General features: G+C 64.0%; 22 protein-coding genes, 1 tRNA gene and 1 pseudogene. 11 read left to right on the top strand and 13 right to left on the bottom strand.

Going from position 1 to position 24,530, the window contains the following annotated elements; translation table 11 throughout:
* The 4 genes and pseudogenes from TRIHO_RS23815 to TRIHO_RS05205 all read left to right on the top strand — a co-directional run.
* Positions 1–1,750: pseudogene (locus tag TRIHO_RS23815) on the top strand (hypothetical protein); the annotation flags it as partial.
* A 112-nt stretch (positions 1,751–1,862) separates the two neighbouring features.
* Positions 1,863–1,939 (top strand) — tRNA-Pro (locus TRIHO_RS05215).
* A gap of 160 nt (positions 1,940–2,099) precedes the next feature.
* Complete coding sequence (locus tag TRIHO_RS05210; protein WP_068240992.1) at positions 2,100–3,179, top strand: 2'-deoxycytidine 5'-triphosphate deaminase; 1,080 nt, start codon at positions 2,100–2,102, stop codon at positions 3,177–3,179.
* A gap of 242 nt (positions 3,180–3,421) precedes the next feature.
* Positions 3,422–4,621, top strand: coding sequence for an MFS transporter (locus TRIHO_RS05205; protein WP_068240989.1), 1,200 nt, complete (start codon positions 3,422–3,424; stop codon positions 4,619–4,621).
* On the opposite strand, the gene TRIHO_RS05200 is transcribed toward TRIHO_RS05205, so the two are convergent.
* The 7 genes from TRIHO_RS05200 to TRIHO_RS05170 all read right to left on the bottom strand — a co-directional run bounded on the left by TRIHO_RS05200 (position 4,578) and on the right by TRIHO_RS05170 (position 11,865).
* Positions 4,578–4,799, bottom strand: coding sequence for a hypothetical protein (locus TRIHO_RS05200; protein WP_068240987.1), 222 nt, complete (start codon positions 4,797–4,799; stop codon positions 4,578–4,580). The genes TRIHO_RS05205 and TRIHO_RS05200 overlap by 44 nt on opposite strands.
* A 132-nt stretch (positions 4,800–4,931) precedes the next feature.
* A complete protein-coding gene (scpB, locus tag TRIHO_RS05195; RefSeq protein ID WP_068240985.1) occupies positions 4,932–5,609 on the bottom strand; it encodes an SMC-Scp complex subunit ScpB in 678 nt (225 codons plus the stop codon).
* Positions 5,609–6,406: a segregation and condensation protein A gene (locus TRIHO_RS05190; RefSeq protein WP_068240984.1), complete on the bottom strand. Its 798-nt coding sequence runs from the start codon at positions 6,404–6,406 to the stop codon at positions 5,609–5,611. The genes scpB and TRIHO_RS05190 overlap by 1 nt, the downstream gene beginning before the upstream one ends.
* Positions 6,399–7,439, bottom strand: coding sequence for a beta-N-acetylhexosaminidase (gene nagZ, locus TRIHO_RS05185; protein WP_068240983.1), 1,041 nt, complete (start codon positions 7,437–7,439; stop codon positions 6,399–6,401). The genes TRIHO_RS05190 and nagZ overlap by 8 nt, the downstream gene beginning before the upstream one ends.
* Before the next feature lie 3 nt (positions 7,440–7,442).
* On the bottom strand, positions 7,443–8,777 hold the full coding sequence (locus TRIHO_RS05180) for an SPOR domain-containing protein (RefSeq protein WP_232367720.1): 1,335 nt from the start codon (positions 8,775–8,777) through the stop codon (positions 7,443–7,445).
* A 112-nt stretch (positions 8,778–8,889) separates the two neighbouring features.
* Positions 8,890–10,632: an arginine--tRNA ligase gene (gene argS, locus TRIHO_RS05175; RefSeq protein ID WP_068240981.1), complete on the bottom strand. Its 1,743-nt coding sequence runs from the start codon at positions 10,630–10,632 to the stop codon at positions 8,890–8,892.
* Positions 10,633–10,722: 90 nt separating this feature from the next.
* A complete protein-coding gene (locus tag TRIHO_RS05170; RefSeq protein WP_068240979.1) occupies positions 10,723–11,865 on the bottom strand; it encodes a deoxyguanosinetriphosphate triphosphohydrolase in 1,143 nt (380 codons plus the stop codon).
* Between the two features lie 101 nt (positions 11,866–11,966).
* Between TRIHO_RS05170 and TRIHO_RS05165 the strand changes: the two genes are divergently transcribed.
* A complete protein-coding gene (locus TRIHO_RS05165) occupies positions 11,967–12,290 on the top strand; it encodes a HesB/IscA family protein (RefSeq protein ID WP_068240977.1) in 324 nt (107 codons plus the stop codon).
* 198 nt (positions 12,291–12,488) lie between these two features.
* Here TRIHO_RS05165 and TRIHO_RS05160 read toward each other — a convergent pair whose 3' ends face one another.
* From TRIHO_RS05160 to TRIHO_RS05150, 3 genes are all read right to left on the bottom strand, one after another.
* Complete coding sequence (locus TRIHO_RS05160; protein ID WP_082705038.1) at positions 12,489–13,463, bottom strand: DMT family transporter; 975 nt, start codon at positions 13,461–13,463, stop codon at positions 12,489–12,491.
* Positions 13,460–14,524, bottom strand: a complete 1,065-nt coding sequence (locus TRIHO_RS05155; protein ID WP_068240976.1) for a DUF6902 family protein — start codon at positions 14,522–14,524, stop codon at positions 13,460–13,462. The genes TRIHO_RS05160 and TRIHO_RS05155 overlap by 4 nt, the downstream gene beginning before the upstream one ends.
* Positions 14,525–14,625: 101 nt before the next feature.
* Entirely contained in the window at positions 14,626–14,847 is a 222-nt protein-coding gene (locus TRIHO_RS05150; protein WP_068240974.1) for a DUF6749 family protein, read from the bottom strand.
* Between the two features lie 373 nt (positions 14,848–15,220).
* On the opposite strand from TRIHO_RS05150, the gene xth reads away from it, so the two are divergent.
* Entirely contained in the window at positions 15,221–16,027 is an 807-nt protein-coding gene (gene xth, locus TRIHO_RS05145) for an exodeoxyribonuclease III (protein WP_068240973.1), read from the top strand.
* Between the two features lie 40 nt (positions 16,028–16,067).
* On the opposite strand, the gene TRIHO_RS05140 is transcribed toward xth, so the two are convergent.
* Both TRIHO_RS05140 and dksA read right to left on the bottom strand, forming a co-directional pair.
* Complete coding sequence (locus TRIHO_RS05140) at positions 16,068–17,237, bottom strand: FAD-dependent monooxygenase (RefSeq protein WP_068240971.1); 1,170 nt, start codon at positions 17,235–17,237, stop codon at positions 16,068–16,070.
* Positions 17,238–17,333: 96 nt separating this feature from the next.
* Positions 17,334–17,756, bottom strand: coding sequence for an RNA polymerase-binding protein DksA (gene dksA, locus TRIHO_RS05135; RefSeq protein ID WP_068240997.1), 423 nt, complete (start codon positions 17,754–17,756; stop codon positions 17,334–17,336).
* A 187-nt stretch (positions 17,757–17,943) separates the two neighbouring features.
* On the opposite strand from dksA, the gene TRIHO_RS05130 reads away from it, so the two are divergent.
* The 4 genes from TRIHO_RS05130 (at position 17,944) to TRIHO_RS05115 (ending at position 22,071) form a co-directional block, all read left to right on the top strand.
* Positions 17,944–18,783, top strand: coding sequence for an AAA family ATPase (locus TRIHO_RS05130; protein ID WP_068240969.1), 840 nt, complete (start codon positions 17,944–17,946; stop codon positions 18,781–18,783).
* A 287-nt stretch (positions 18,784–19,070) separates the two neighbouring features.
* Positions 19,071–20,504: a DUF2927 domain-containing protein gene (locus TRIHO_RS05125; protein ID WP_232367719.1), complete on the top strand. Its 1,434-nt coding sequence runs from the start codon at positions 19,071–19,073 to the stop codon at positions 20,502–20,504.
* A 105-nt stretch (positions 20,505–20,609) separates the two neighbouring features.
* Positions 20,610–20,783, top strand: a complete 174-nt coding sequence (locus TRIHO_RS23810) for an acyltransferase (RefSeq protein ID WP_068240968.1) — start codon at positions 20,610–20,612, stop codon at positions 20,781–20,783.
* Between the two features lie 103 nt (positions 20,784–20,886).
* Positions 20,887–22,071 carry a vWA domain-containing protein gene (locus tag TRIHO_RS05115; RefSeq protein WP_068240967.1) on the top strand — a complete coding sequence of 395 codons (1,185 nt, stop codon included), beginning with the start codon at positions 20,887–20,889 and terminating at the stop codon, positions 22,069–22,071.
* A gap of 456 nt (positions 22,072–22,527) precedes the next feature.
* On the opposite strand, the gene TRIHO_RS05110 is transcribed toward TRIHO_RS05115, so the two are convergent.
* Positions 22,528–23,685 carry a WD40/YVTN/BNR-like repeat-containing protein gene (locus TRIHO_RS05110; RefSeq protein ID WP_068240966.1) on the bottom strand — a complete coding sequence of 386 codons (1,158 nt, stop codon included), beginning with the start codon at positions 23,683–23,685 and terminating at the stop codon, positions 22,528–22,530.
* Positions 23,686–23,801: 116 nt separating this feature from the next.
* On the opposite strand from TRIHO_RS05110, the gene TRIHO_RS05105 reads away from it, so the two are divergent.
* Positions 23,802–24,488 carry a M48 family metallopeptidase gene (locus TRIHO_RS05105; protein ID WP_068240994.1) on the top strand — a complete coding sequence of 229 codons (687 nt, stop codon included), beginning with the start codon at positions 23,802–23,804 and terminating at the stop codon, positions 24,486–24,488.
* The last annotated feature ends 42 nt before the right edge of the window (positions 24,489–24,530 follow it).

Below are 24,530 nucleotides of genomic sequence, written 5' to 3'. Positions count from 1 at the left end.
CACCTCAACAGACCCAGCCGCAGCCCCGGATCCAGCCGCGCCCCCAGTCCCCAACACCGAAGGCGGCGTTGCCATCGACGCACCTGCCGAGGGCGCCAGCACAGAGGCCCAGTTCGACGGGCCGCCCGCCGACCCCACACCGCCTGCCGACACAGATACCGGCACGACCCGCGGCCAGATGGCGATGCCTTTGGATTTGCCGGACGCCGCCGCCCCGCCCCGGCAGAAGCCCCATCTCGCGCCCAGCAGCACCTCCTCCGCCACCGGTGCCGCACCCGCCGCACCCGGTACCGACGCTCCTGCGTCCCAGGCGCAACAGGATTTCTTTACCGAGCCGTCTGGCACTGCGCCCCCCGCGCCTTCGTCAGCGGCCGAGGGCGATAGCCCGGCCGCCACAACGCCCCCCGATTTGCCCCCCCTCCAGGACACTCAGGCCGAGCCACATACAGGCGGTGAGGAGAGCGAACCGGACCGCGCGCCCGCTGCCAATCCGCTTTCGGCCGCATTGGATACGCCAGAGAGTGGGACATCGGCGGCTCCGGTCACGGACACGCCCCCGGCTGCCACCCACCGCAGTCCCGCGGCTTGGGGGGCGGATCAGCCCGGCCCGGCGGCGTCCCCCACGCCCGCGCATACCTCCGATACGGCAGATCTGTCGGCGCCGCAGGATTTCGACACCGCGCGACCCGAAGAAAACACCGCAGCTGTTGGCGCCGATGATGCTGAAATCACCGCCGAACCTGCCCGGGACCATGCCGCGTCTTTTGATGACGCGATGGCCGCTTCGCCCGTGTCCACGCCCACCGGGATCATCCCACCCGAGCCCACGGCGGAGACGCTGACACCCACGCCACAGCCAGAGACCCCGCCGGCCAGCGCCGCCGCCGCGCCCCCCTCGCAGAGCGCCCCCGCAGCAGACACGCTGCCAAACGCCTCTGTCTCAGAGGCGGCAGAAGACATGGACGCAGAAGAGTATCCTGGGCCAGAAGCGGAACTGGAAAACCCGGTTGCGGACCCTGTTCCAGACCCGCTCGCCGCCACCTTGCCAACGGATGACGCCGCCCCGCTGACAGAGCCACTGGACATGCCGGAGGCCGCCTTTCAACCCGACGCAGCGACCTCTGCCCCCGCACCGGAAGAGGCCGCGATCGCAGAGACACCGGAAGAGCCAGACCCGACCGAAGCCACCAGCCAGCCCGCCGCTGGGCCGCCGATCCCCGAGCCGCAGTCCGAGCCGCTGTCGCCCGAGGAACCGGAGGAGCCAGAGGCCGAACTGCACGCTCCAGCGCCAGGCCTGGACCCATCGCCGGAGGACGCAACGGCTGACTTGGCGGTCCCGGACGGCGACCCCGACGACATTGTCGAAACCGCCGCGACCGAGGATGAGATGGCCGCGCCGGACGCGGACCCACTGCTTCCGCCGACGTCAGACCTGGCACCAGAAGCGGAGACTGAAACACTGGACGAGGCCGCCTCAGCCCCCCCGGACGAGGCCGCCTCAGATCCTCCGGCCGAGTCAGACCCTCTCGCCGTGGCGGAGCCGCACGCCGAGATTGCGCCAGACGAAATGGCGAATGCTGCCGATCCAGCGGCAGAGGCTCACGTCCCGCGCATCATCGAAGTCCCGGACGAAGCACTCGGCCCCATCCCGACGGGAATGCTGTCCCGGCTCGGCGCGTTGAACGCCCTGCCAGCCGAGCTGCGCGGACCAATACAGCAAATCGTCGACGCACTTCGGGCCCGCGAGTAACCCGGCACGTCAAGGGGCCGAAACCACAACTGTCGATGCTTTCTGAAAAAGCATGAGAAAAGCGAAATCGGCCCTTGCCCCTGCCGCAAAAAGCGGTAGAAAGCACCCTCAACGGGCTATGGCGCAGCCTGGTAGCGCGTCCGTCTGGGGGACGGAAGGTCGCAGGTTCGAGTCCTGCTAGCCCGACCATAACAAAACGCCCGAGTGCTTGTCGCTCGGGCGTTTGTGTATCCGCCATCTTCTTTGTTGTTGTTTTTCAATATATTGTCAGACATCGGCGACAGGACGATTGTGGCAGGGGGGAAATTGCGGCAACATTTCCCGAAACGACGAAGAAGGGGAACGGCAGATGACCGGAGTTTTGCCAAGCCAGACGATTGAGACGATGCTGGCGCGGGCCGAGATCACCTTGGCCGCACCGCTTCTGGAGGGGCAAATCCAACCCGCAAGCCTGGACCTGCGTCTGGGTCCCGTCGCTTACCGGGTCAGAGCCTCGTTCCTTGCCGGTCAGGGCCGCACTGTCGCCGAACGGCTCGAAGAATTCGAGATGCACCGCATCGACCTGAGCGGTGGCGCTGTTTTGGAAAAGGGCTGTGTCTACGTTGTGCCGCTGATGGAATCGCTGGCACTGCCTGCGCATATCACCGCTGTCGCCAATGCCAAAAGCTCCACCGGGCGGCTGGATCTGCTCACCCGGACGATCACCGATGGGGGCGAAGAATTCGACCGCATCCGCGCAGGCTACCACGGACCGCTTTATGCCGAGATCTGCCCGCGCTCCTTTTCGGTGCTGGCGCGCCCGGGCATGCGCCTCAACCAGATCCGTTTTCGCGACGGGCAATCGGTGCTCGATGATCAGACGCTGGCGGCGCTGCATGCGCAGGCGCCGCTGGTCGATGGAGAGGCGGTGATTGAAGACGGGCTGGGATTTTCGGTAGACCTGCGTCTCCCCGGCACCGACCTTGTTGGCTACCGCGCCAAACCGCATACTGGCGTCATCGACCTGGACCGGATCGGCGCCTATGAGGCCCGCGATTACTGGGAGGAAGTGCGCAGCGACAAGGGGCGCATCATTCTGGACCCCGGCGCGTTCTACATTCTTGTCAGCCGCGAGGCAGTCCACATCCCGCCCGAGTTTGCCGCCGAAATGGCGCCCTATCTCGCCATGGTTGGCGAGTTTCGCGTGCACTATGCCGGGTTCTTTGATCCCGGGTTCGGACATGCGGCGGCGGGCGGGGCCGGATCGCGGGGCGTGCTCGAAGTGCGCTGTCACGAGGCCCCCTTTGTACTGGAGCACGGTCAGGTCGTCGGCCGTCTCGTCTACGAGCGGATGGCAGAGCTGCCGCAGCAGCTCTATGGGGCCGGTATCGCCTCGAATTATCAAGGCCAGGGGCTGAAACTCTCCAAGCATTTCAAGACACCGACCTGATCGACAGCGCCGCCACCGGCATCCGCCCGGCGGCCGGCCCATCAACGGCCCCGGCAGCTTTGCCGCTGCCCCGTGTCAGGGTCTGCATGTGTCGTGCGGCCCCGTCGGCCTGCGGCAGGACGTCCGCTTGACCCGCCCTTGCGGCGGTGCAACAAGGCCCGTGCAGACAGGTCGACGGACGACGGACCCGTCACATCAGACCTCACCGCCGGTTGCGTGCGCCCCACAGGAAAGCTTCAGCCATGACCACCCCGCCCCGTCCCCCGCTCTGGATGTCGATTGCGACGCTGATCTGCGCCATCGCCATCGTCGGGACAAACGCGCTCTTGCTGTCGCCCCTGGTGCAACCCGTCGGTGCCTCGCTTTCCGCATCGCCGACCGAAGTGCTCTGGGCCGCCAGCGGATATGGGCTGGGGGTTGCGGCGGCGGCGCTGTTGATTGCGCCGCTCGGCGACCGGATCGGCAGCGGTCGCCTGCTGCGCATGGCCCTGGCGACCCTGACCATCGGATTTATCGCCAGCGCCCTGGCCCCCAGCCTGTGGGCGCTGATCGGTGCGCAGGTGCTGTGCGGGCTTGCCGGCGGCGCCGCCCTGCCGTCGATCTATACCATGGCCGCCGTGATCGCCCCGAAAGGGCGCGAAGCGCGCACCGTGGGCGCGGTCTTGACGGGCTGGACCCTTTCGCTGGTGTTCGGCGTGAGCCTCGCCGCATGGAGCGCCGATCTGCTGGGCTGGCGGATGATCTATGGCGCCCTCGCGGCGTTCTGCGGCCTGGTCTGGTGGCTCAGCGGCCCGCTGGCGCAGCTTGACGAACCGGGCGAGACCGCCACCTCCCCGCTCAGCGCCCTGCGCGTGCCGGGGATGACACGGGGCATCCTCGCCTCGGTCGGGCTGATGCTCAGCTTTTATGCGACCTATTCCTACACCGGCGCCCATGCGACAGTGAACCTTGGCCTTGGCACCGCTCAGGCGGGACTGTTGCCGCTGACCTACGGGCTTGGTTTTGGCAGCGCGGTGTTCCTGGCCCCCTTTCTGGACCGGATCGGGCTGGGGCGGGCGGCTTCCGCGATTTTTGTCGGGCTCAGCGTCGTGTACCTTTCCATGGGGCTGACCGGCGACCGCTATTCGGTCTTGCTGGGTCTGGCCGTGTTCTGGGGCGTGCTACAGCATCTGGCGCTGAATATACTGGTGGCGCGGCTGACCGCATTGGACCCGCGACAGCGTGGCGCGATCATGGGGATCTACAGCACCACCACCTATCTCAGTGTTTTTGCCGCGCCTTTTGTTGGCGGGATTGGCTACCAGATCTTCGGGTTTATGGGCAGCGTCGCCATTTCGGCCCTGCTGACCGGTCTCGCCGCGGTCGAAGCGCTCAGCCTGCGGCGTAGCCCGCCGCGTCTCAGCCCGACTGCTGGTCCCGACGCGCCCGACGCGCCTGCCTGACCGCGCGGATGCGGTCGCGTTCGGCCTGATCCGCGCTGCGGGCCACCGGTTGGGTTCCGTCGTTGCGCGGCCCACCGCGCCGCCGGGCCATGGCGTTGACACCGGCCTTGACGCCGAAATTCACCGCCTGTCCGATCAGGCGACGCAGAACCATATTGACGATGCGGTCAAATCCCATGGGTATCCTCGGTTCATTGCAGACGGCCACCGCCGTCTTTCGCTGCCCTTCTAGCGGCAAACTAGGGCGATTTCTTGGCAGGCCAAACCGCGCGGCCCCGCCTCAGCCCTTCCGCGGCCTCTGCTGCGCGTCCTAGTCTTCGAACAGCTCTGGCTGGTCCTCTTCGTCGCGATCATCGTCCCCCTGACCAATGGGAAAGGCACTGGGCGGCGGGCGGTTTTCCAACAGCCCTGCAGCCCGCAGCTCTTTCAGCCCCGGCAAATCGCGTGCGCTCTCCAGGCCGAAATGGTCCAGGAAGGTCGGCGTGACCACAAACGTCACCGGCCGCCCCGGCGTCATCTTGCGCCGCCCCAGACGGATCCACTCCATTTCCAGCAATTGGTCGATGGTCCCCCGCGACACTGAGACACCGCGAATTTCCTCGATCTCGGCCCGGGTCACCGGCTGATGATAGGCAATGATCGCCAGCGTTTCGACGGCGGCGCGCGACAATTTTCGCGTCTCGACCGTCTCTTTTTGCAGCAAGAACCCAAGATCCGGCGCGGTCCGCATCGCCCAGGCATCGCCCACACGGACCACCCGCACCCCGCGCCCCTCATAGCGTTTGCGCAGATACTCCAACGCCTCGCCCGCGTTGCAACCATGCGGCATGCGCGCCTCAAGATCACGCACGGTCACCGGCTCCGAACTTGCAAACAGCACCGCTTCCACCATGCGCTCCTGCTCGGCGATGGGCGGGGCCTCAAACAGGCTCTCGCTCTGTTCCGCGTCGCGGGCGTTGTCAGGAATATAGCTGGGGTGGTCGTCCATTAGGTATCCTCGGGCCGGTTGCGCAGCTGGATCGGGGCAAAACTGTCGCTCTGGCGAATTTCCAGCTTACCTTCTTTCACCAATTGCAGCGAGGCGGCAAATGTGGCGGCGGTGGCCGAGCGACGCCTGACCGGATCGCTGTGCCAGCCCTCCGGCAGATAGCTCAGCATATCGGTCCAGCTGCCGGTGAACCCCAGCAGGCCCCGCATCCGTTCCAGCGCCTCTTCCATGGTGAAAACGCTCTCGCGGTCCATCACGAAGGGGCGGAATTCGTCCTTGGTGCGAATGCGGGCATAGCCCTGCATCAGGTCCAGCAGATGCGCCGTATAGGTCACCGTCTTGATCCGCTGCACATCCTCCGACTGCCCCCGCGCAAAGAAATCGCGGCCCAGCCGGTCCCGCCCCATCAACCGCGCCGCAGCATCCCGCATCGCCTGCAGCCGCTCCAGCTGAAAGGCCAGATGGGCGGCGAGTTCCTCCCCCGAGGGGCCTTCTTCGGTCGGATCCGGCGGCAACAGCAAACGCGATTTGAGAAAAGCGAGCCAGGCGGCCATCACCAGGTAGTCCGCCGCCAGTTCGATCCGGAGTTCCTTGGCCTTTTCGACAAAAGACAGATACTGCCGTGCCAGTTCGTAAACCGAGATCTGACGCAGATCGACCTTTTGCGTCCGCGACAACGTCAGCAACAGGTCCAGCGGCCCTTCAAAGCCCTGCACATCCACGATCAACGCCTCGGCTTCGAGGCGCTCCTCGACCGAAACCGGCGCGTCGTCCGAAAATAAACTGTCGTCAGCCATATACCTGTTGTCCGCCCATGAGGGCAGATAGTTCCGCTTCGGCGGCCCCTGTGTCAAGCGCGACAGGGGGCTGTCGGCAGGCCAATGCCGCCTCTGCCCGCCGTTGTGCGGACGCTGACATCACTCCGGCGGCGGCAACCACATCGGCGCGTTCCGCCAAAGAGGCATTGCAAAACAGCGCCACATCGCAGCCCGCATCAAGCGACGCGCGGGCGATTTTGCCGGCCGTCATCTCGGCGCCGTCCCCCTGCGCGGTTGCGTCCGCCGTCCAGAGCGCCTTCATCGAGATATCATCGGTCATCACCAGACCGTCATAGCCGATCTCCTGGCGGATCACCTCCAGCATCACCGGCGACAGGGTCGCGGGGCGGCTGTCAAACGCGTCGTAGACCAGATGCGCGGTCATCGCCATCGGCAGCTCCCGCAGCGCCGCAAAGGCGGCAAAATCCGCGGCCCGCAGTTGCTCTGCCGGGGCAGAGACATGGGGCAGATCGTGGTGGCTGTCCATGCTGGAACGCCCGTGGCCGGGAATGTGTTTCATCACCGGCACCACACCGCCGTCAAGATGGCCCTGCGCGCAGGCGCGGGCGCGGGCGGTGACCTCTGCCACCGTTTCGCCATAGCAGCGGTTGCGCAAAAACGGATGCGTGCCCGCGCCAGCGATATCCACCAGCGGCGCGCAATTGCTGTCGATGCCAAGCGCATATAGCTCTGCCGCGATCAGCCGGGCACGCAGATACATCGCCCGCACCGGATCCGAGGCCGCGTTGACGTGATCCAACGCCGGTTTCCAGTCCCGCGCCAGCGGGCTGCGCAGCCGTTGCACCCGCCCGCCCTCCTGGTCGATGGTGATCAGACAGTCATGCCCCGCCGCCGTGCGCAGCGCGTCACAGAGCCGCCGCACCTGATCGGCGCTGTCGATATTGCGGGCAAAAAGGATAAAGCCGAAAGGCGCTGCCTCGCGGAACAGCGCCTTTTCATCGGCTGTCAGATGCAGGCCTTCCGCATCCAGGATCGTCGCGCCAAAGGGCATGGCTCAGCGCATCGTCACGGGGATGCAATCGGCATTGCCCGCAACCAGTGCCGAGCAGAACCGGCGGGCGTCCGACAGGTCCTCAAACCCATGGGCGCGCAGCCGGTAGAAGATCCGGCCGCCACTTTCGGCCCGTTGCACGACGCGGGCCTTGTCGTCGAAATAATCGCCGAACTTGGCGCTGATGCGGGTCCATTCGCTGCGGGCGACTTCGGCGCTTTCATAGGCACCAAGCTGCGCCAGACGGGTGCCGACGGCCAGGCTCTCGGGGCTGACATCCACGGCCACCCGCGCAGGCTGGGACGTGGGCTGAACCGCCGCCGTCGCCGGGCTGGTGTTGGTTGGGGCGCTGGCGGGCGCAAAGCGGGCCGGACGCACCAGCGGACGCGGGGTCACCCGCACCCCCGGCGCATTGCGGATCGTCGCCGGAATTTCGGCTGCGGCCACCCGCGCGGCCACATCGCCAACCGGTTCGGGCTGCACGATAGACGCAGAGGTTTCACGCAGATCTTCCAGCGGCATGGCCCCTTCGGTCAGCGACGCCACCAATGCATCAATATCGTCACTGCGCTGCTCGATCGGAGAGGTGGCCTCTTCCAGACCGGGCAAAGCCTCCTCAAAGGAGGCGACGCGATTTTCAGCCTCTGCCGCGATTTCCTCTTCCAGGGCGGCCTCTGCCGCCGCCGCTTCGGTCAGGGCGGGGATCGGTTGGTCGTCGTCTGTCAGCTTGATGGTCTGCGGTGCCAGCCGCAAGGTATCGGCGGGGTCCTCGGCAATGCCATTGGCGGCAACGGCATTCACCGCCAGCCCCTGATGGTCGGCACGCTCACCGCCCGGATCTTCGGGCGCGACCCGCATCGGGCCGGCCACGGCGCTGACCACCGGCACGCCGCTGACATCGCGCATGATCAATTTGTAGCCCCAGACGGAAATGCTGACCACCAGCGCCAGCGACACCGCCGCGCCGAGAAAGGCCGCCATGCGGCCCAGCTCGCCACGCGCCGCAGCAGGCGGGCCGAACAGCGCATCCTCATCCGAGGAATAGCCGTCGCCATAATCATCGACATAGTCATACCCGGCTTCGGCATAGGGGTCGGGCGACGCCATGCTGGACTGACCAAAGGCAGGCCGCCCCGCCGGGGCGGCAGCATTATATCCAAAGCTGGGGTAATCCGCCTGCGCCGCATCGTCATCCGCTGCGACGGCTTGGGGGTATGGGTCGGATGCAGGAACGCGAGAATATTGATGCGAGGAAAACGGATCAAAGGCAGACCCGCCAGAGTCCGCCTCGCCCTTGGAAGAGCCGACGCCCGCACCAACCTGTGCAAAATATGCCATAACCGCCTCACTGCCCATTTGCCGCAGGCGCACCGCCAGCGTTTAGGGCGGTACACGTCGCGCTTTGGGTCTCTTGATCTGCCTCAGTCCAGCGGTTCGGGTGACTTTGGTGTCACATCTCCTGCGCCGGAGTTACCCCAAGAATACCAAGCCCAGCGGAAATGACAATGGAAACAGCCCGCGCCAATGCCAAATTGGCATGTGTTGCCGATTCGCTGCTCTCGTTAACAAATCGTAAACTTTTTTCCGTTTTGCCGAGATGGTACAGCGCATGCAGATCTGAGGCCAGATCGAAGAGGTAAAAGGCGATCCGATGCGGTTCATTGCTGCGGGCAGCGATCTCTACCTGACGTGGCCATTCGGCGATTTTCCGCGCAACTGCCAACTGCGCCGTATGCGCAAGCTGCGTCAGATCCGCTGCCGCAAGGGTGGCATCATCGGTCGGGACCCCTTCCGCGGCCGCCTTGCGCAGGGTCGAGTTGATCCGTGCATTGGCATATTGCACGTAGAAGACCGGGTTGTCCTTGGACTGCTCCAGCGCCTTGTCGAGATCGAAGTCAAAGCCCTGATCGTTCTTGCGGGTCAGCAGCATGAACCGGGTCACATCCGCGCCCACCGCGTCCACCACATCGCGCAGGGTGACAAAGGTCCCTGCCCGCTTGGACATCTTGAATTCCTGACCGTCCTTGAACAGCTTCACCAGCTGGCACAGCTTCACATCGAGCGGCACCGCGCCATCAGACAGCGCCGAAACCGCGGCCTTCATCCGTTTGACATAGCCGCCATGATCGGCCCCGAAAATGTCGATCAGCATGTCAAAGCCTCGGCTGACCTTGTCATAGTGATAGGCGATATCGGGCGCGAAATAGGTCCAGCCGCCGTCGGATTTCTTGACCGGACGGTCGACGTCATCGCCATGTTCGGTGGACTTGAACAGGGTCTGAACGCGCGGCTCCCAATCTTCGGGTTTCTTGCCCTTCGGCGGCTCCAGCACGCCCTGGTAAATCAGGCCCTTGCTGTCCAGGCTTTCCAGTGCAGCTTCGATCTTGCCGGTGCCATAGAGCGATTTTTCGGAGTAGAAGACATCCATCTTCACGCCCAGCAGCGCCAGATCCTCGCGGATCAGTTCCATCATCTGCTCGGTGGCGAAATTGCGCACCTCTTCCAGCCAGACCTCTTCGGGCTGGTCCACGAAGGTGTCGCCATAGGCCGCTTTCAGCGCCGCGCCCACGTCCTTGAGATATTCACCGGGATAGGTGCCATCGGGGAATTCAACGCTCTGGCCGTGCGCCTCCAGATATCGCAGATAGGCCGACCGCGCGAGCACATCGACCTGGGCGCCGCCGTCGTTGATGTAATATTCCCGCGTGACCTCAAAGCCTGCGAAATCCAGCAGGCTCGCCAGCGCGTCGCCAAAGACCGCGCCGCGCGTATGCCCCACATGCAGGGGGCCGGTCGGGTTGGCCGAGACATATTCCACATTGACCTTTTTGCCCTGACCTAGATCGGACCGCCCGAAGACATCCCCGGTTTGCAGCACATGGCCCAGCACGGTCTGCCAGACAGACACCTCAAGCCGCAGGTTCAAGAACCCCGGCCCCGCCACCTCGGCGGAACTGATCCGCGCATCGGCCACCAGCTTTGCCGCCAGGGCATCGGCGATCTCGCGCGGCTTCATCCGGGCCGGTTTCGCCAGCACCATGGCGGCATTGGTCGCCATGTCGCCATGGGCCGCATCGCGGGGCGGCTCCACCGTCACATTGGCAAAATCCAGCCCCTCGGGCAGCGTCCCTTCGGCCGTCATGGCCGCGAGGCTATCAATCACAAGCGTACGGATATCGGTAAAGAGGTTCATGTCTGGCGTCCCATTGGTTCGACACCAGCGGATACCGAGGGGCGAGCGCAGGGTCAACCGGTGAAGCATTTCGAAAGGCCGTCGCCGGGTTCAGTGCCCCAGCGCCAGATCGTCATAAAGCTGCAGCGCAAAGCGGTCCGTCATGCCGGCGATGTAATCCGACACGATCCGCGCCCGGTCCGTGTCCGTCTGCGCCGCGCCGATGTCGCCATGCCAACGGGCCGGCATGGCCATGGTATGGGTCAGGTAATAGGCGAACAGCTCCTGAACCACCCGATAGACCCGCTCCCGCACCACCATCACCGATGGCGCGCGATACATGCGCGTGAAGAGAAACGCCCGGATCTCCTTCAATTGTGCCCAGATCTCATCCGAGAAGGTCACAACCGCATGATCCAGCGCGCGAATATCCTCGACTGAGGTCGCGCCCGAGGCCGCAAGTTTGGCGCGGGAGGTGTCGATCACGTCACTGACCATCACCCCGAACACCCGGCGCAGCGCCTCGTGGCGGCGCCGATTGCTGTCCAGACCGGGATAGGCCGCATCCACCTGCGCATAGGCGGGGCCGATGATCGGCAGCGCGCAGATGTCCTGGTCCGAGAACAACCCCGCCCGCAACCCATCGTGAAGGTCGTGATTGTTATAGGCCACATCATCCGCCAATGCGGCCACCTGCGCCTCGGCACTGGCATGGGTGTGAAGCTCCAGATCGACCGAGGCATTGCAGGCCGCCAGCGCCCAGGGCAACGGGCCCACCACCGGGCCATTGTGCTTGGCAATCGCCTCCAGCGTTTCCCAGGTCAGGTTCAGCCCGTCAAATTCGGCATAGTGGCGCTCCAGCGCCGTCACGATACGGATCGCCTGCGCATTATGGTCAAAGCCGCCATAGGGGCCCATCCGGTCATGCAGCGCATCCTCACCGGTGTGGCCAAACGGCGTATGGCCCAGATCATGCGCCAGCGCCACCGCTTCGGTCAGTTCCTGATTGAGCCCAAGCGCACCGGCGATCGTGCGTCCAACCTGCGCCACCTCGATGGTATGGGTCAGCCTTGTGCGATAGTTGTCGCCTTCGTGTTCGACAAAGACCTGGGTCTTGTGCTTCAGGCGGCGAAATGCGCCAGCATGGATGATGCGATCACGATCCCGTTGAAAAGGCGAGCGAAAGCTGCTTTCCTCCTCGTGGACCTTGCGACCGCGCGACCGGTCCGGCATGGTGGCATAGGGCGCGTACATGTGCTTCTTTCCTCGGCAATTCTTATGGGAAATCTTGTCGCCTCGGGCGCACCTTTCTATATTATAGAAGACGCTGCAACACGCCAACGGAGAAAACCAGAATGCAACTGCCCCCAAAAGTGACGGATCGTGCCTTTGACCAGCTGGCCGTGATCGGGGCGGCCAATCAAGGTCAGGCCCTGCGGATCGCGGTCGAAGGCGGAGGCTGCTCCGGGTTTCAGTACGAAATCGCGCTCGACACGCAAAAACCGGATGATCTGGTGCTGGAAGGCAAGGGTCAGAAGGTCGTCGTGGACGAGGTCTCCCTGCCGTTTCTCGAAAACGCGGTCATCGACTTTACAGAAGAGCTGATCGGCGCCCGGTTCACCATCGAAAACCCCAACGCCACCTCAAGCTGCGGCTGCGGCACCTCGTTTTCGATGTAGTCGCTTTTCGATCTAGTCGATTGGGTCAGCATCCACAGGGTCAGTATCCACAGGGCCAGCGCCCTCAGCGCCCTTGGGATCAACATCTGCGGTGTCAGCATCCATGAGGTCAGGGCCGCAGGATCAGGATCGGTGCCTGCGGTGCCCCTCGGCCACTGCCCGAGGGTCGAGGCCCTAGCGCCCGGCGACCCTGTCGCATCAGCGCCCTGCGCGCGACGGCTCCCGGCGCAAGGGCACCGATGCCCCCATCGACATCAGCCGATGCGCAGGCGTCCCATCGTCGGCACCACGGCCCGCCCGCCCGGTTCCAAGCAGCTGCGGCATCTTGAACTGCTCCCAGACCAGAAACACGCTCGACGCCGCAACCACCGCCATACCCAGGTACGTGGACAACAACGGCAGTTCGCCAAAGACCACAAGTCCGATCAGCGCCATCCAGACAAATTGCAGGTTCAGCAGCGGCGTCACCGTATAGGCCGGCAGGTGCCGCAGCCCCAGAACCAGCAACCAGCGCGCGCCGAACAGCACAACCGCATAGGTTGCGATCCAGACGCAGTCCAGCGCCGCCATCGGTTTCCACACGAAGGGCAACAGACACAGCATCACCAGCCCCAGCGTCAGGTTCGGATAAAACACCTGCGCCAGAACGTTGCTCTCGTACCGGCTGATGTAGCGCGCCATCACGATAGACAGCGTGCCCAGACACATGCCAAGAAGCGCCAGAACCGAGCCCAGACGATCGCCGACCTGCAGGGCCGGCTGCATCAGCAGCAGCCCGCCGCCGCCGACGCAGATCGCCAGCCAGACCAGCGGCCGGATGCGTTCCTTCAGGATCATCCCGGACAACAGCGCCGCCATCAGCGGCATCAGCGCGACAAAGACAAACACCTCTGCCAGCGCGAGATAGCGAAAGGCGTAGAAAAAGCACGAACAGGCCAGAACCGTCGCCACCGACCGCAGCGCCATGGCGCCGGGGCAACGGGTGCGCAGCTGGTCCGGGTGCCCCTGAATGCGACTGGCGATCAGACAGAACCCCGCAACCAGCAGACCGGACACCGCAAACAACTGCGCCGAGGCGAACCCCTCCGCGATCAGCTTGGTGATCCCATCCGCCGTCGCGATCAGCCCGGTATAGGCCAGAACAGCCAGTACGCCCTGCAGCACTGGCGTCATCCGGTGCCCACCCGACCAAACCGGGCAAAGCTGTGAAAGAAAGGTTCAAACAGGGCGGTGCTCTTTTCCGCCTGCTGCAGAACGTCGCAATCCTCCACACTCAGCGCCTGAAGCAACGGATTGCGCACACGTGCCCAATCGTTCGGCGCCTGATCCAGCAAAGTATAGAGGGCCATAGACATTCCCCTTAACGCACCGGGGCTGCGCGGCCCCTCAAACACAATAGATCCTTGGCAGTCTGCCCCAAAAAGCGCCTCGCGTCCAACCTGAAGTTGAAACCAATTGCACATAAGGTAGGGATGGTAGTCATCCTGAAGCACCCGCCCCTGGGTGGATGCAACCGAAAACCCGGCGGTGACCTGGTGCAGCCAGTCTTGCCAATCCGGCGGCGGCACCTCGTTGCAAAAGGTCAGCGCGATGCAGATTTCCGACAGCAAATCCGCGTCCTGATCGAGATAGGCCACCAGGCCTGCGTACAACAAACTGCGGCGTTCCTCCGGATCGAGGGTCAGCGGCTGCCGCCCGTATTCGGTCAGATAGAACACCACATGTGTCAGCTCATAGGCCGCCTTGCGGTTCGGCACGGCAAAGGCGTCGCTCTGGCGCATGAAACGGCGCAGACGGTCGTCCAGCCCCGCAACGCCCTTGAGCGCCACGCCCCGCCGATCCAGCAGGCGGCGCGCTTCGGCCCGTTGCAGATCGGACAATTCCCCCGCCGCGATGTCCTGCTTGGCAATCCAGTCCACCATCACCTCGCCGCGGGCGCCGGGCACGCCCAGATCCTCCAGATCGAGGCAGATCGACAAAATGAACCGGTAGTATTGACGGAAAAAGTTCAAATGCCGCAGGCTGCCCTCGTAGAAGGGCATCAACGGATCGAGTGCCGCAGGGGTTATTTTACAACCTGTAGACTCCAGAACATTTAACAGCTCCGCATTTTCCTTCATCCAAAGAACGTCCAGTCGATCTTTTCTAAAAGACGAAAAGCTCTCGATCAACTCCGGGACGATGGACTTTGGCCGCCGCTGCAGCGCTGCGGAAAACGAAAGAATCTGCCCCATGAGAGCCTCTCCTATTTATTTATAAAAACCGATAACCCGCGCATACTGAGTGACCCGAAACGAATTTCGGATCACTCAAAAGAAACCACCTGTTTCGGTGTTTACTTATTTGTATCCAGGCATGTGGAAGACACCATATGCGTCGCATCCCCGGCGTGAATTTCGCCTGCCGACTTGGAAATACATGTGGAACTATAAAGAGATACGTTCTCACCCGCATGTTCCCCACCAAGGCATGTGGAGCTGAACAGCCCAACATTTTCACCTGCAAAGGCGCCCATATCAACCGCGGTGTCAGCAATCATCTTTTTCAGTGCAACCATGACTTTTCTCCTTGTCTGGATATCCCCACGACTAAAGCTCACCTCGCCATGAAATTTATTCAAGCAAATTGTATCGCGAAATATCAACAAATGAATAAACCTTACATTAATGTTGATCATTACCAATTTGATTCCTGAAGAGTTTCAGAGTTACACACAATTAACCCACAGAACTATTCACACGCCGAATTCTGCAAAGCCACCGCCTTGCGCCTTTGGGTTGTACGGGAAATGCTGCGTAATGCGCGGAATTGACCGATTCTTTCGGCGCCGTTTCCAATCGCAGGCGGCGGTGAAACGGGTCGGGTTTGCTTGCGGGGGGCGGCGATTTCAGCGATAGATCAGGCCAGTGCAGCGCAGAACGGAGACCGCAATGAAGATCGCCAGTTTCAACATCAACGGCATCAAGGCCCGGTACAATGCGCTGGCAGACTGGCTCGACGAAGCGCAGCCCGATGTCGCCGTTCTGCAAGAGATCAAATCCATCGACGCGGCCTTCCCACGCGAGCTGATCGAGGAGCGCGGCTACAATCTGGAAACCCACGGCCAGAAGAGCTTCAACGGGGTTGCGATCCTGTCAAAACTGCCGCTGGAGGATGTCCAGCGCGGACTGCCCGGCGACGATGCGGATGAACAGGCCCGCTGGATCGAGGCCACCGTGGTCGGCAAACAGGCGATCCGGATCTGCGGCCTCTACCTGCCCAACGGCAACCCCGTCGAACTGAACAGCGACGGCAGCCCGGTGGAAGGCGGCAAATACGCCTACAAACTGGCCTGGATGGAGCGGCTCAGGGCCCGCGCTCAGGCCTTGCTGGCCGAGGAGATCCCCGCGCTGATGGCCGGCGATTACAATATCATTCCCCAGGCCGAGGATGCCAAACGCCCCGACGCCTGGCGCGACGACGCGCTTTTTCGCCCCGAAAGCCGCGCCGCCTTCCAGCGGATCGTCAACCTCGGCTTTACCGAAGCCTTTCGCACCCGCACCCGCGGGCCCGGCCATTATACGTTCTGGGATTATCAGGCCGGCGCCTGGAACCGCGACGATGGCATCCGCATCGACCATTTCCTGCTCAGCCCGCAGGCGGCGGATCTGTTGCGCGACTGCCAGATCGACAAGGACATTCGCGGCCGGGACAAGCCATCCGATCACGTCCCGATCTGGGTTGACCTCGATCTGTGACCTGTGACCCCGGCTGATCCCGACAGGGCCGCTGCCCGCCTTAGGGCGCCGTTTCGTCGTGGCGATAGATCCAGTCGAACTGGCTGACCATTTTCTGCGGCGCCACTGATCCCGCCAGTTGCAGGATCTGATGCGCGGGCCAGCTGAGCGGCGGGCGCAGATGGTATTTCCAGGCATTGCGGCTGGCCGCGCGGACCACCCGCTCGGCCCGCGCGCGCCGCCGCGCCTGATAAGCGGACAGGGCCTGCGGCAGATCGGCCGCTTTGGTCAGGCAATCCGCCAGCGCATAGGCATCCTCCAGCGCCAGATTGGCCCCCTGCGCCATGAAGGGCAGCGTCGGATGGGCCGCATCGCCAAGCAGGGCCACCCCGTCACGGCCCCAGGTCTGCGCCACCGGATGGCGGAACAATCCCCAGAGGTTGACCGTCTCGACCTGTGCCAGCAGCGCGCCCGCGATACCGCCGAAATCGGCAAAGGCCTGACGCAGGCTCTGCGGATCATCGCGGTGGCTCCAGCTTTCTTCGGCCCAATTGCGCCGCTCCTGCACCGCGACCAGATTGACAACCGATCCATCCCTGATCGGATAGGCCACCAGATGCCGCCCCGGCCCCATAAAGACCTGCGCCTCCGGTGGCAAAGACAGCCGGTTGGGCACCGTCGCACGCCAGGCCACCTGCCCGGTGAACTTTGCAGGCCTGTCGCCGTTCAACGCCACCCGCGCCCGCGAATGCAACCCATCCGCGCCGATGACCAGATCGGACTGGCAGCTGGCGCCATTGGCCAGCTCCACGGTGGGGCGCGGGCCAGGCACCACCTGGCGCGCCTTTTGCAACAGCCGCACCTGTACCCCGGACTGACGCACGGTTTCCGCCAGAATCTTGATCAGATCGGCCCGGTGGACAAAGTAATAGCGCAGGTCATGGGCGTGCTGATCCAGGTCCAGCCGCACCACTTCGCGGCCCTGTCGATGGTGACGCAGCACCACCGCGCGGGCCCGCTGGGCGCACCAGGCCAGATCGTCGGCGAGCCCCATGGCCCGCAGGACGGCGACGCCATTCGGGGTCACCTGCAGCCCGGCGCCGACCTCTTCGATCGCGTCGGCCTGTTCCAGAACGGTCACATGCGCGCCCTGCTGTCGCAACAGATGGGCGACGGCGAGCCCCCCGATGCCGGCGCCGATAATGGATATTCTGACGTCTTTGAAATTCATTCGCCCTATACCTGCTTGCCGCGCCCCCTGCTCTTAACAAAAAAGCGCCGGATCAAAAGACCCGGCGCTTCATAAACTTGTGGACTGTCCGACTTTTTAGTCGTCGCGATGGACTTTCTCGCGGCGCTCATGCCGTTCCTGAGCCTCAAGACTCATGGTGGCAATCGGACGGGCGTCCAGGCGTTTTAATGAAATCGGTTCGCCGGTGACATCGCAATAGCCATACTCCCCCTCGTCGATCCGGCGGATCGCCGCATCAATCTTGGCGACGAGTTTGCGCTGACGGTCCCGGGTGCGCAGCTCAAGCGCGCGGTCGGTTTCTTCACTGGCACGGTCGGCAACGTCGGGAATATTACGGGTGTTTTCCTGCAAACCTTCAATGGTATCCCGGCTTTCATCCAAAAGCTCGGCTTTCCAATTGTACAACTTACGGCGGAAATATTCCATCTGCCGTTCATTCATGAACGGCTCGTCTTCAGCCGGGCGATAATCCTCCGGCAGAAACGCTTCCTGCTTCATTTCGGCTCCTTCGGTCTGGCCCATCACCTTGGTCTCTGCAAATTTTCCAAGCATCAAAGCTCCCCCATGCCGCAGCGTTTATCCCCATGTGCGCCGAATGTCACTACACAATAATTTCGTGCTGTGATTAAACCCCGACCTAGCATGTCAATTCGGCAAGAATAGGGCACAGCCAAAAGGAGAGATCATGCAGTTTCAGGGCACTAAGGACTATGTTGCCACCGATGACCTGACTATCGCCGTCAATGCGGCGGTCACGTTAGAGCGCCCCTTGCTGGTCAAGGGAGAGCCCGGAACCGGCAAAACAGAGCTGGCAAGACAGGTCTCGCAGGCCCTTGGCTTGCGCATGATCGAATGGAACATCAAATCCACCACCCGCGCCCAGCAGGGTCTGTACGAATACGATGCGGTGTCCCGTCTGCGCGACAGCCAACTGGGCGAGGAACGCGTCCACGACGTGAAGAATTACATTCGCAAAGGCAAGCTCTGGGAGGCGTTCGAGGCGGATGAAAAGGTGGTCCTGCTGATCGACGAGATCGACAAGGCCGATATCGAGTTCCCCAACGATCTGTTGCAGGAACTCGATAAGATGGAGTTTCACGTCTACGAGACCGGCGAAACCATTCGCGCCCGTCATCGCCCGATCATGATCATCACCTCGAACAATGAAAAGGAATTGCCCGACGCGTTTCTGCGCCGCTGTTTCTTTCACTACATCCGCTTCCCGGACGCCGAGACGATGAAAAAGATCGTCGCGGTGCATCACCCCGATATCAAATCCGATCTGCTCACCGCCGCGCTGACGCAATTCTACGAGATCCGCGAAACGCAGGGGTTGAAAAAGAAACCCTCCACCTCCGAGGTGATCGACTGGCTGAAACTGCTGCTGGCCGAGGATCTGACCCCCGCCGATCTGGCCCGCGACGGCGCCAATGCGCTGCCCAGGCTGCACGGGGCGCTGTTGAAGAACGAGCAGGATGTGCATCTGTTCGAGCGGCTCGCCTTCATGGCCCGGCGCAATCGCTGACAACCGTCAGTGGCCAACTGGCGCACCGGGCCAGGTGACACACCGGGCCCGGCCGGGCTGCGCCCCCCCCCCAAGGCTCGCCGCCTGCCCATGGCAAAAAGAGCATAGCACCGCGAAAAACCGGGCGCGGGTTCGCAATTTTTCAATTTCTTGCCCCAATCCTGCGGCAGTAGAGTAGCCTGTGCCAGGGGTCGGCCAAAGCTCGGACCGGTGTTGGCTCTGCCAGTGTTGGGTCCTGGCGCCTAGGGTCCTTGGATCTGCCGGCGTTGCAAAGCGGGAATATGCGATTGAACTTGAGACGCAGTTTTTCGGCCTCTCGGCTTTGGGCTGATGGCGCGTCGATCCGGCAGGTATCGGGTCTGGGATGGAGCCTGGGGTTGGCTCTGTGCCTGCTTGCCAGCGCCTGCACCACCGCTGGGCCGCCGCCGTCGCGCGCGGCCGCCAGCATCGTTCAGACCCTGCCCCCGATCCGCACCTTCGCCACGGTTGCCGCCCGCCCGCCGCAGCGCTCCAATGCGGATATGGCGCGGGATTTCCTCGACCTTCCCTTCCGGCTGGAAGGGGGCAGCACCCTGCCTGTCTTCACCCGGTTCGAAAGCCCGATCCGGGTCACCCTCACCGGGGCGCTGACGCCCACCCTGCGCCCGGATCTCGATGCCCTGCTCAGCCGGTTGCGCACCGAGGCCGGGATCGACATCGCCCGTGTCCCGGCAACCGCCGCCGCCCAGATCACCATCGAGGCCGTCAGCCGCGAGCAGATCCAGCGGGTGCTGCCGCAGGCCGCCTGTTTTGTGGTGCCCAATGTCAGCTCGCTGGACGAATACCGCCGCAACCGGCGCGCGCCCCAAACCGACTGGAGGAGCCTGCGCAGCCGCAGCCGACTGGCCATTTTCGTCCCCAATGATGTCAGCCCGCAAGAGCTGCGCGATTGCCTGCACGAGGAACTGGCACAGGCGCTGGGGCCGCTCAACGACCTCTATCGCCTGCCGGATTCGATTTTCAACGACGACAACGTGCAGGCCATCCTGACCGGCTTTGACATGCTGATGCTGCGGGCGACCTACGATCCCGCCCTGTCGACCGGCATGACCCGCGACCAGGTAGCGGCGCGCTTGCCGATGATCCTTGCCCGGCTCAACCCGGCCGGCCAGCGCCGCCGCTCTGCCCCCTTGCCGCCGACGCCGCGCGCCTGGATCTCTGCCGTTGAAAGCGCCCTTGGCGGCCCCCAGTCCGATGCCGACCGCACCCGTGCGGCCCATCGCGCCGCGCGCATCGCGCAGGAGCTGGGCTGGCGCGATCATCGCCGGGCCTTTGGGCATTTTCTGATCGGTCGCGCGGATCAGAACCGCGATCCGAAACGGGCCGAGGCCCATTTTCGCACGGCGCTGACCTATCTCGGCCAGGGCGCGGACACCGCCAGTTATCGCGCCCTGATCCAGTCCAGACTGGCCAGCTTTGCGCTGCAGGACGGCGATTACGCTGCCGCCGCCCGCCTGGTCGACCAGGCCTTGCCTGCTGCGCAGGCCGGGCAGAACGCCGCCCTGCTGTCAACGCTGCTGATCCTCAAGGCCCATATCGCCGAGGCGCGCGGCCAGGTACGGCAGGCCACGCGGCTGCGCAGCGACAGCCTCGGCTGGGCGCTCTATGGCCATGGCACCGAGGCGACCATCGACCGCCGCCTGCGTGAGGTTGCCGCAGTCGCCGTGCCGACGCGACGCTGACCTTTGCACCCGGCGCGGCTCCGGGCTATATGCGGCCAGACCAATAGACACAGGTCGGCCCGGCATGGCTTGCACGCGGCGGACCCAAAATCCGGGAAGACCCTCATGATCGTGATCTTTGCCTTGTTCCTTGGCGCCGCAATCGGAGCTTTCAAAGCCCGCAAACGTGGCGGCAACCTTGCGGATATGCTGCAATACGGGGCTGTTTACGCAATGATTTTCGGTATTATCGGCCTGATGATCACCATCGTCGTGCACCGCAGCCTCAGCGGGGGCTGACACCGCAGGCCCGCGCCCCCGGCTCAGTCCGCAGTCCGCAGCGATGGCGCCCCGATGCTGCCTGCGCTGCATGCCCCTGCAACCGCCCGCCCGGAGAATTCAAATGTTTCAACCCTTCTTCGAGAACCTGCGCGCCGCCGCCGTGCCGGTGTCCCTGCGCGAGTATCTGGCGTTCCTCGAAGGGGTGAAGGCAGGGCTTGCGACCTATGACATCGAAGCCTTCTATGTCCTCGCCCGCACCGTGATGGTGAAGGACGAGCGCAACCTCGACAAATTCGACCGCGCTTTTTCGCAGACCTTCAAAGGGTTGGAAGAGATCCCCGCCGAGGCGGTGATGGAGGCGGTGGATCTTCCCGCCGACTGGCTGCGCAAGATGGCCGAAAAACATCTCAGCCCTGAGGAACGCCGCGAGATCGAGGCATTGGGTGGCTTTGACAAACTGATGGAGACGCTGAAGGAGCGCCTGAAAGAGCAGAAGGGCCGCCACCAGGGCGGCAACAAATGGGTCGGCACCGCAGGCACCTCGCCCTTCGGCGCCTACGGCTACAATCCAGAAGGGGTGCGGATCGGCCAGGACCGCTCGCGCCACCAGCGCGCGGTCAAGGTCTGGGACAAACGCGAGTTCAAGAACCTGGACGGCGATGTGGAACTGGGCACCCGCAACATCAAGGTGGCCCTGAAACGCCTGCGGCGCTGGGTCCGCGATGGCGCCCGCGAGGAACTCGATCTGGACGGCACCATTCGCGCCACGGCAGAACACGGCTACCTCGACGTCAAGACCCGCCCCGAGCGTCACAATGCGGTCAAGGTGCTGCTGTTTCTCGACGTCGGCGGCTCCATGGACCCCCATATCAAGGTGGTGGAGGAGCTGTTCTCGGCCGCGCGCAGCGAGTTCAAGCATCTGGAGTATTTCTACTTCCACAACTGCCTTTATGAAGGGGTCTGGCGCGACAATGCCCGCCGCTGGGACGCGCAGGTGCCAACCCACGAGGTGCTCAGGACCTATGGGCCGGACTATAAATGCATCTTTGTCGGCGATGCCTCGATGAGTCCCTACGAGATCGCCTATGCCGGTGGGGCCAACGAACATTGGAACGCCGAGGCCGGGCAGGTCTGGCTGGAGCGCGCGCGCGACCAATGGGCCTCGCACCTGTGGATCAACCCGCTGCCCGAGCGGCATTGGGAGTACACCCATTCGATCCAGATGATCCGCGAGATCTTCGCGGACCGGATGGTGCCGATGACCCTGGACGGGCTGGAACGCGGCATGCGTGACCTGACGCGCTAGCTGATCAGGCCCGACCGCACCGTGCTGACCAAAATCCTGACAAAGCCCTGACCGGGCGTGCGCAGAGCTGGCAACCCGCATCCGGCGGTCCCAACGCCCGCAGACCCTATAAAAAGTATCAGCAGCTCTGCCCCATTGTTTCGCCTGCGAAACATTAGGTCAGCCTGACTGACCCATTTCAGTATCCATTTTATTGATCCAATCCACTGACCCATTCCAGAGCCGCCCAAGCCCACTGCCCCGCTGCCCCACTGCCCCGCTGCCCCACGGGCGGTTCCCAAATGCTGTGATTTGGTCTGGGCAAGGGGGGGCTCCCGCCCCTTTTCGGATGCGGCACAGCCGCCCTCTGGCGATTTGCGCCGCAAAGCGCAAATCCTCCTGTCCCGGCGCGACGCCAAGGGCGACGGCGGCGGCGCCTCAGACATCCCGCGCGGCGATGATCCCGCTTGCGCGGCCTCAGCGCCGCTCCAGCACCTCGACCGACAGGATCGTCGGCAGATGCCGTGCGATCTCCTGCCAGGTCTCGCCCTCGTCAAGGCTGGCAAAGACCGATCCGGAATTGGTCCCGAAATAAACCCCTGCCGGATCGCGGCCGTCCCCCGCCATGGCCTGGCGCAGCACCGTGAAAAAACACGCGCTCTGCGGCAGGCCCGCGCGAAACCCCTGCCAGCTCTCGCCGCCATCGCGCGACCGCCAGACCGCCGCCGCCGCATCCGGCGGAAACCGCCCGGCACTGTCGCCGTTCAGCGGCACCGTCCACAGGGTCTGCGGATCTCGCGGGTGCACCTGGATCGGAAAGCCAAAGGTCGACGGCAACCCCTCCGTGATATCCTCCCAGCTGCGCCCGCCGTCCGGTGACCGCCAGACCCCGTGGTGGTTCTGCTGATAGATCACTTCGCCCGTCCCCGGCGCACGCATCATGTTGTGCACGCAATGGCCGGTCTCGCCGTCGCGCGGCGCGGCCGGGTGATCGTGATGGTCACAGCTCTCGGCGTTGGACAGCCGGTTGCGCCGCTCCCACGTCCGGCCGGCGTCTTCACTGGCAAAGACCCCCGCCGCCGAAATCCCGCACCACAGATGCGAGGGCCGCGCCGGGTCGGTCAGGATCGTGTGCAGGACCAGCCCCGCCCCGCCCGGCGACCAGCTATCGGCGGAGGGATGGTTGCTCAGCCCCTCCACCTGTTGCCAGCTGTCGCCCTGATCCCTGCTCACCAGCAGGCTGGCCGGTTTGGTGCCCGCATAAAGCACCCCTGCCCCGATCCCCAGCGACCAGATCTGCTGGAAGGCGCGCTCGAAGGGCAATGGCTCTGGCGTCCAGCCAATCATCGCGGCAAAGTCGGCGTCTTTTTCGGCCCAGTCGTCCATGGTGCCGCGGCTCAGCCGGGTCACCTGCCAGCTGGCACCCGCATCCGACGATCGCCACACGCCGGCCCCGCTCCAGTCGCCCCCGCCGCCGGCCCAGATCTGGCCGGTTTCCGGGTCGCCTTTCATGTGGTTGATCACCCAGCCATCACAAAACGGCCCGCGCACCTGCCAGTCCTGCCGGTCGCGCCCCCCGTCGATCACAAACGCCCCCTTTGTCGTCCCCACCAGAAGTGTCAACACGCCGTCCATCTCGCCCCTCCTCGCCAAGGCTTGTTCCCGATCAAGCTACCATGAAGCGGAGCCTGGCAGGCGTGAAAACATGCAAAGATCTTGCTCCGCGCGGGAAAGCCGCCCATATCAGATGCATGCTCAGATTGACTCCGATCCTCCTTGCCGTGATTTACGGGCTGGTCATGTACCGGCTCTCTGTCTGGCGCACCCACCGCACGCTTGACGCCCGCTCCACCGAGCTGGCCGACCCGAAACTCAAGCGCATGACCGACCGGCTGGCCGCCGCGCTGGAGCTGCCGCGCATCCCCGTCTATATCTACGAGATCGACCCGGTGAACGGTCTTGCGGCGCCCGATGGGCGGATCTTCATCACCCGTGGATTTTACCGCAAGTTCCAGTCGGGCGAGGTCTCGGATGCGGAGCTGACCTCGGTGATCGCCCATGAGCTAGGCCATGTGGCGCTGGGGCATGCCCAGAAACGGATGATCGACTTTTCCGGACAGAATGCGCTGCGCACCGTTTTGATGATGGTGCTCGGCCGCTATGTGCCGGTGGTCGGCCCCTGGATCGCCAGCATGCTGGCCAACCTGCTGGCCGCCCGCCTGTCGCGGGGCGATGAATATGAGGCGGATGAATATGCCGCCGCGCTGCTGACCAAGGCCGGGATCGGCACCGCGGCGCAAAAGAGCCTGTTTCGCAAGCTGGAAGACTTGACCCAAGCCCGGGCCGGGATGGCCCCCGCCTGGCTGATGAGCCACCCCAAGACTGACGAGCGTATCGCCGCGCTGGAACGGCTTGAGGCGCAATGGGATCGGGGCTGACGCACCGCTGACAGGCGGGCCGCCAGCAGGTTGGCCAGCATG

Source organism: Tritonibacter horizontis, from assembly GCF_001518015.1.
Lineage (GTDB): Bacteria > Pseudomonadota > Alphaproteobacteria > Rhodobacterales > Rhodobacteraceae > Epibacterium > Epibacterium horizontis.
Note: the sequence above shows the minus strand (reverse complement) of the source record. Positions and strands in the feature narration are given on the sequence as shown.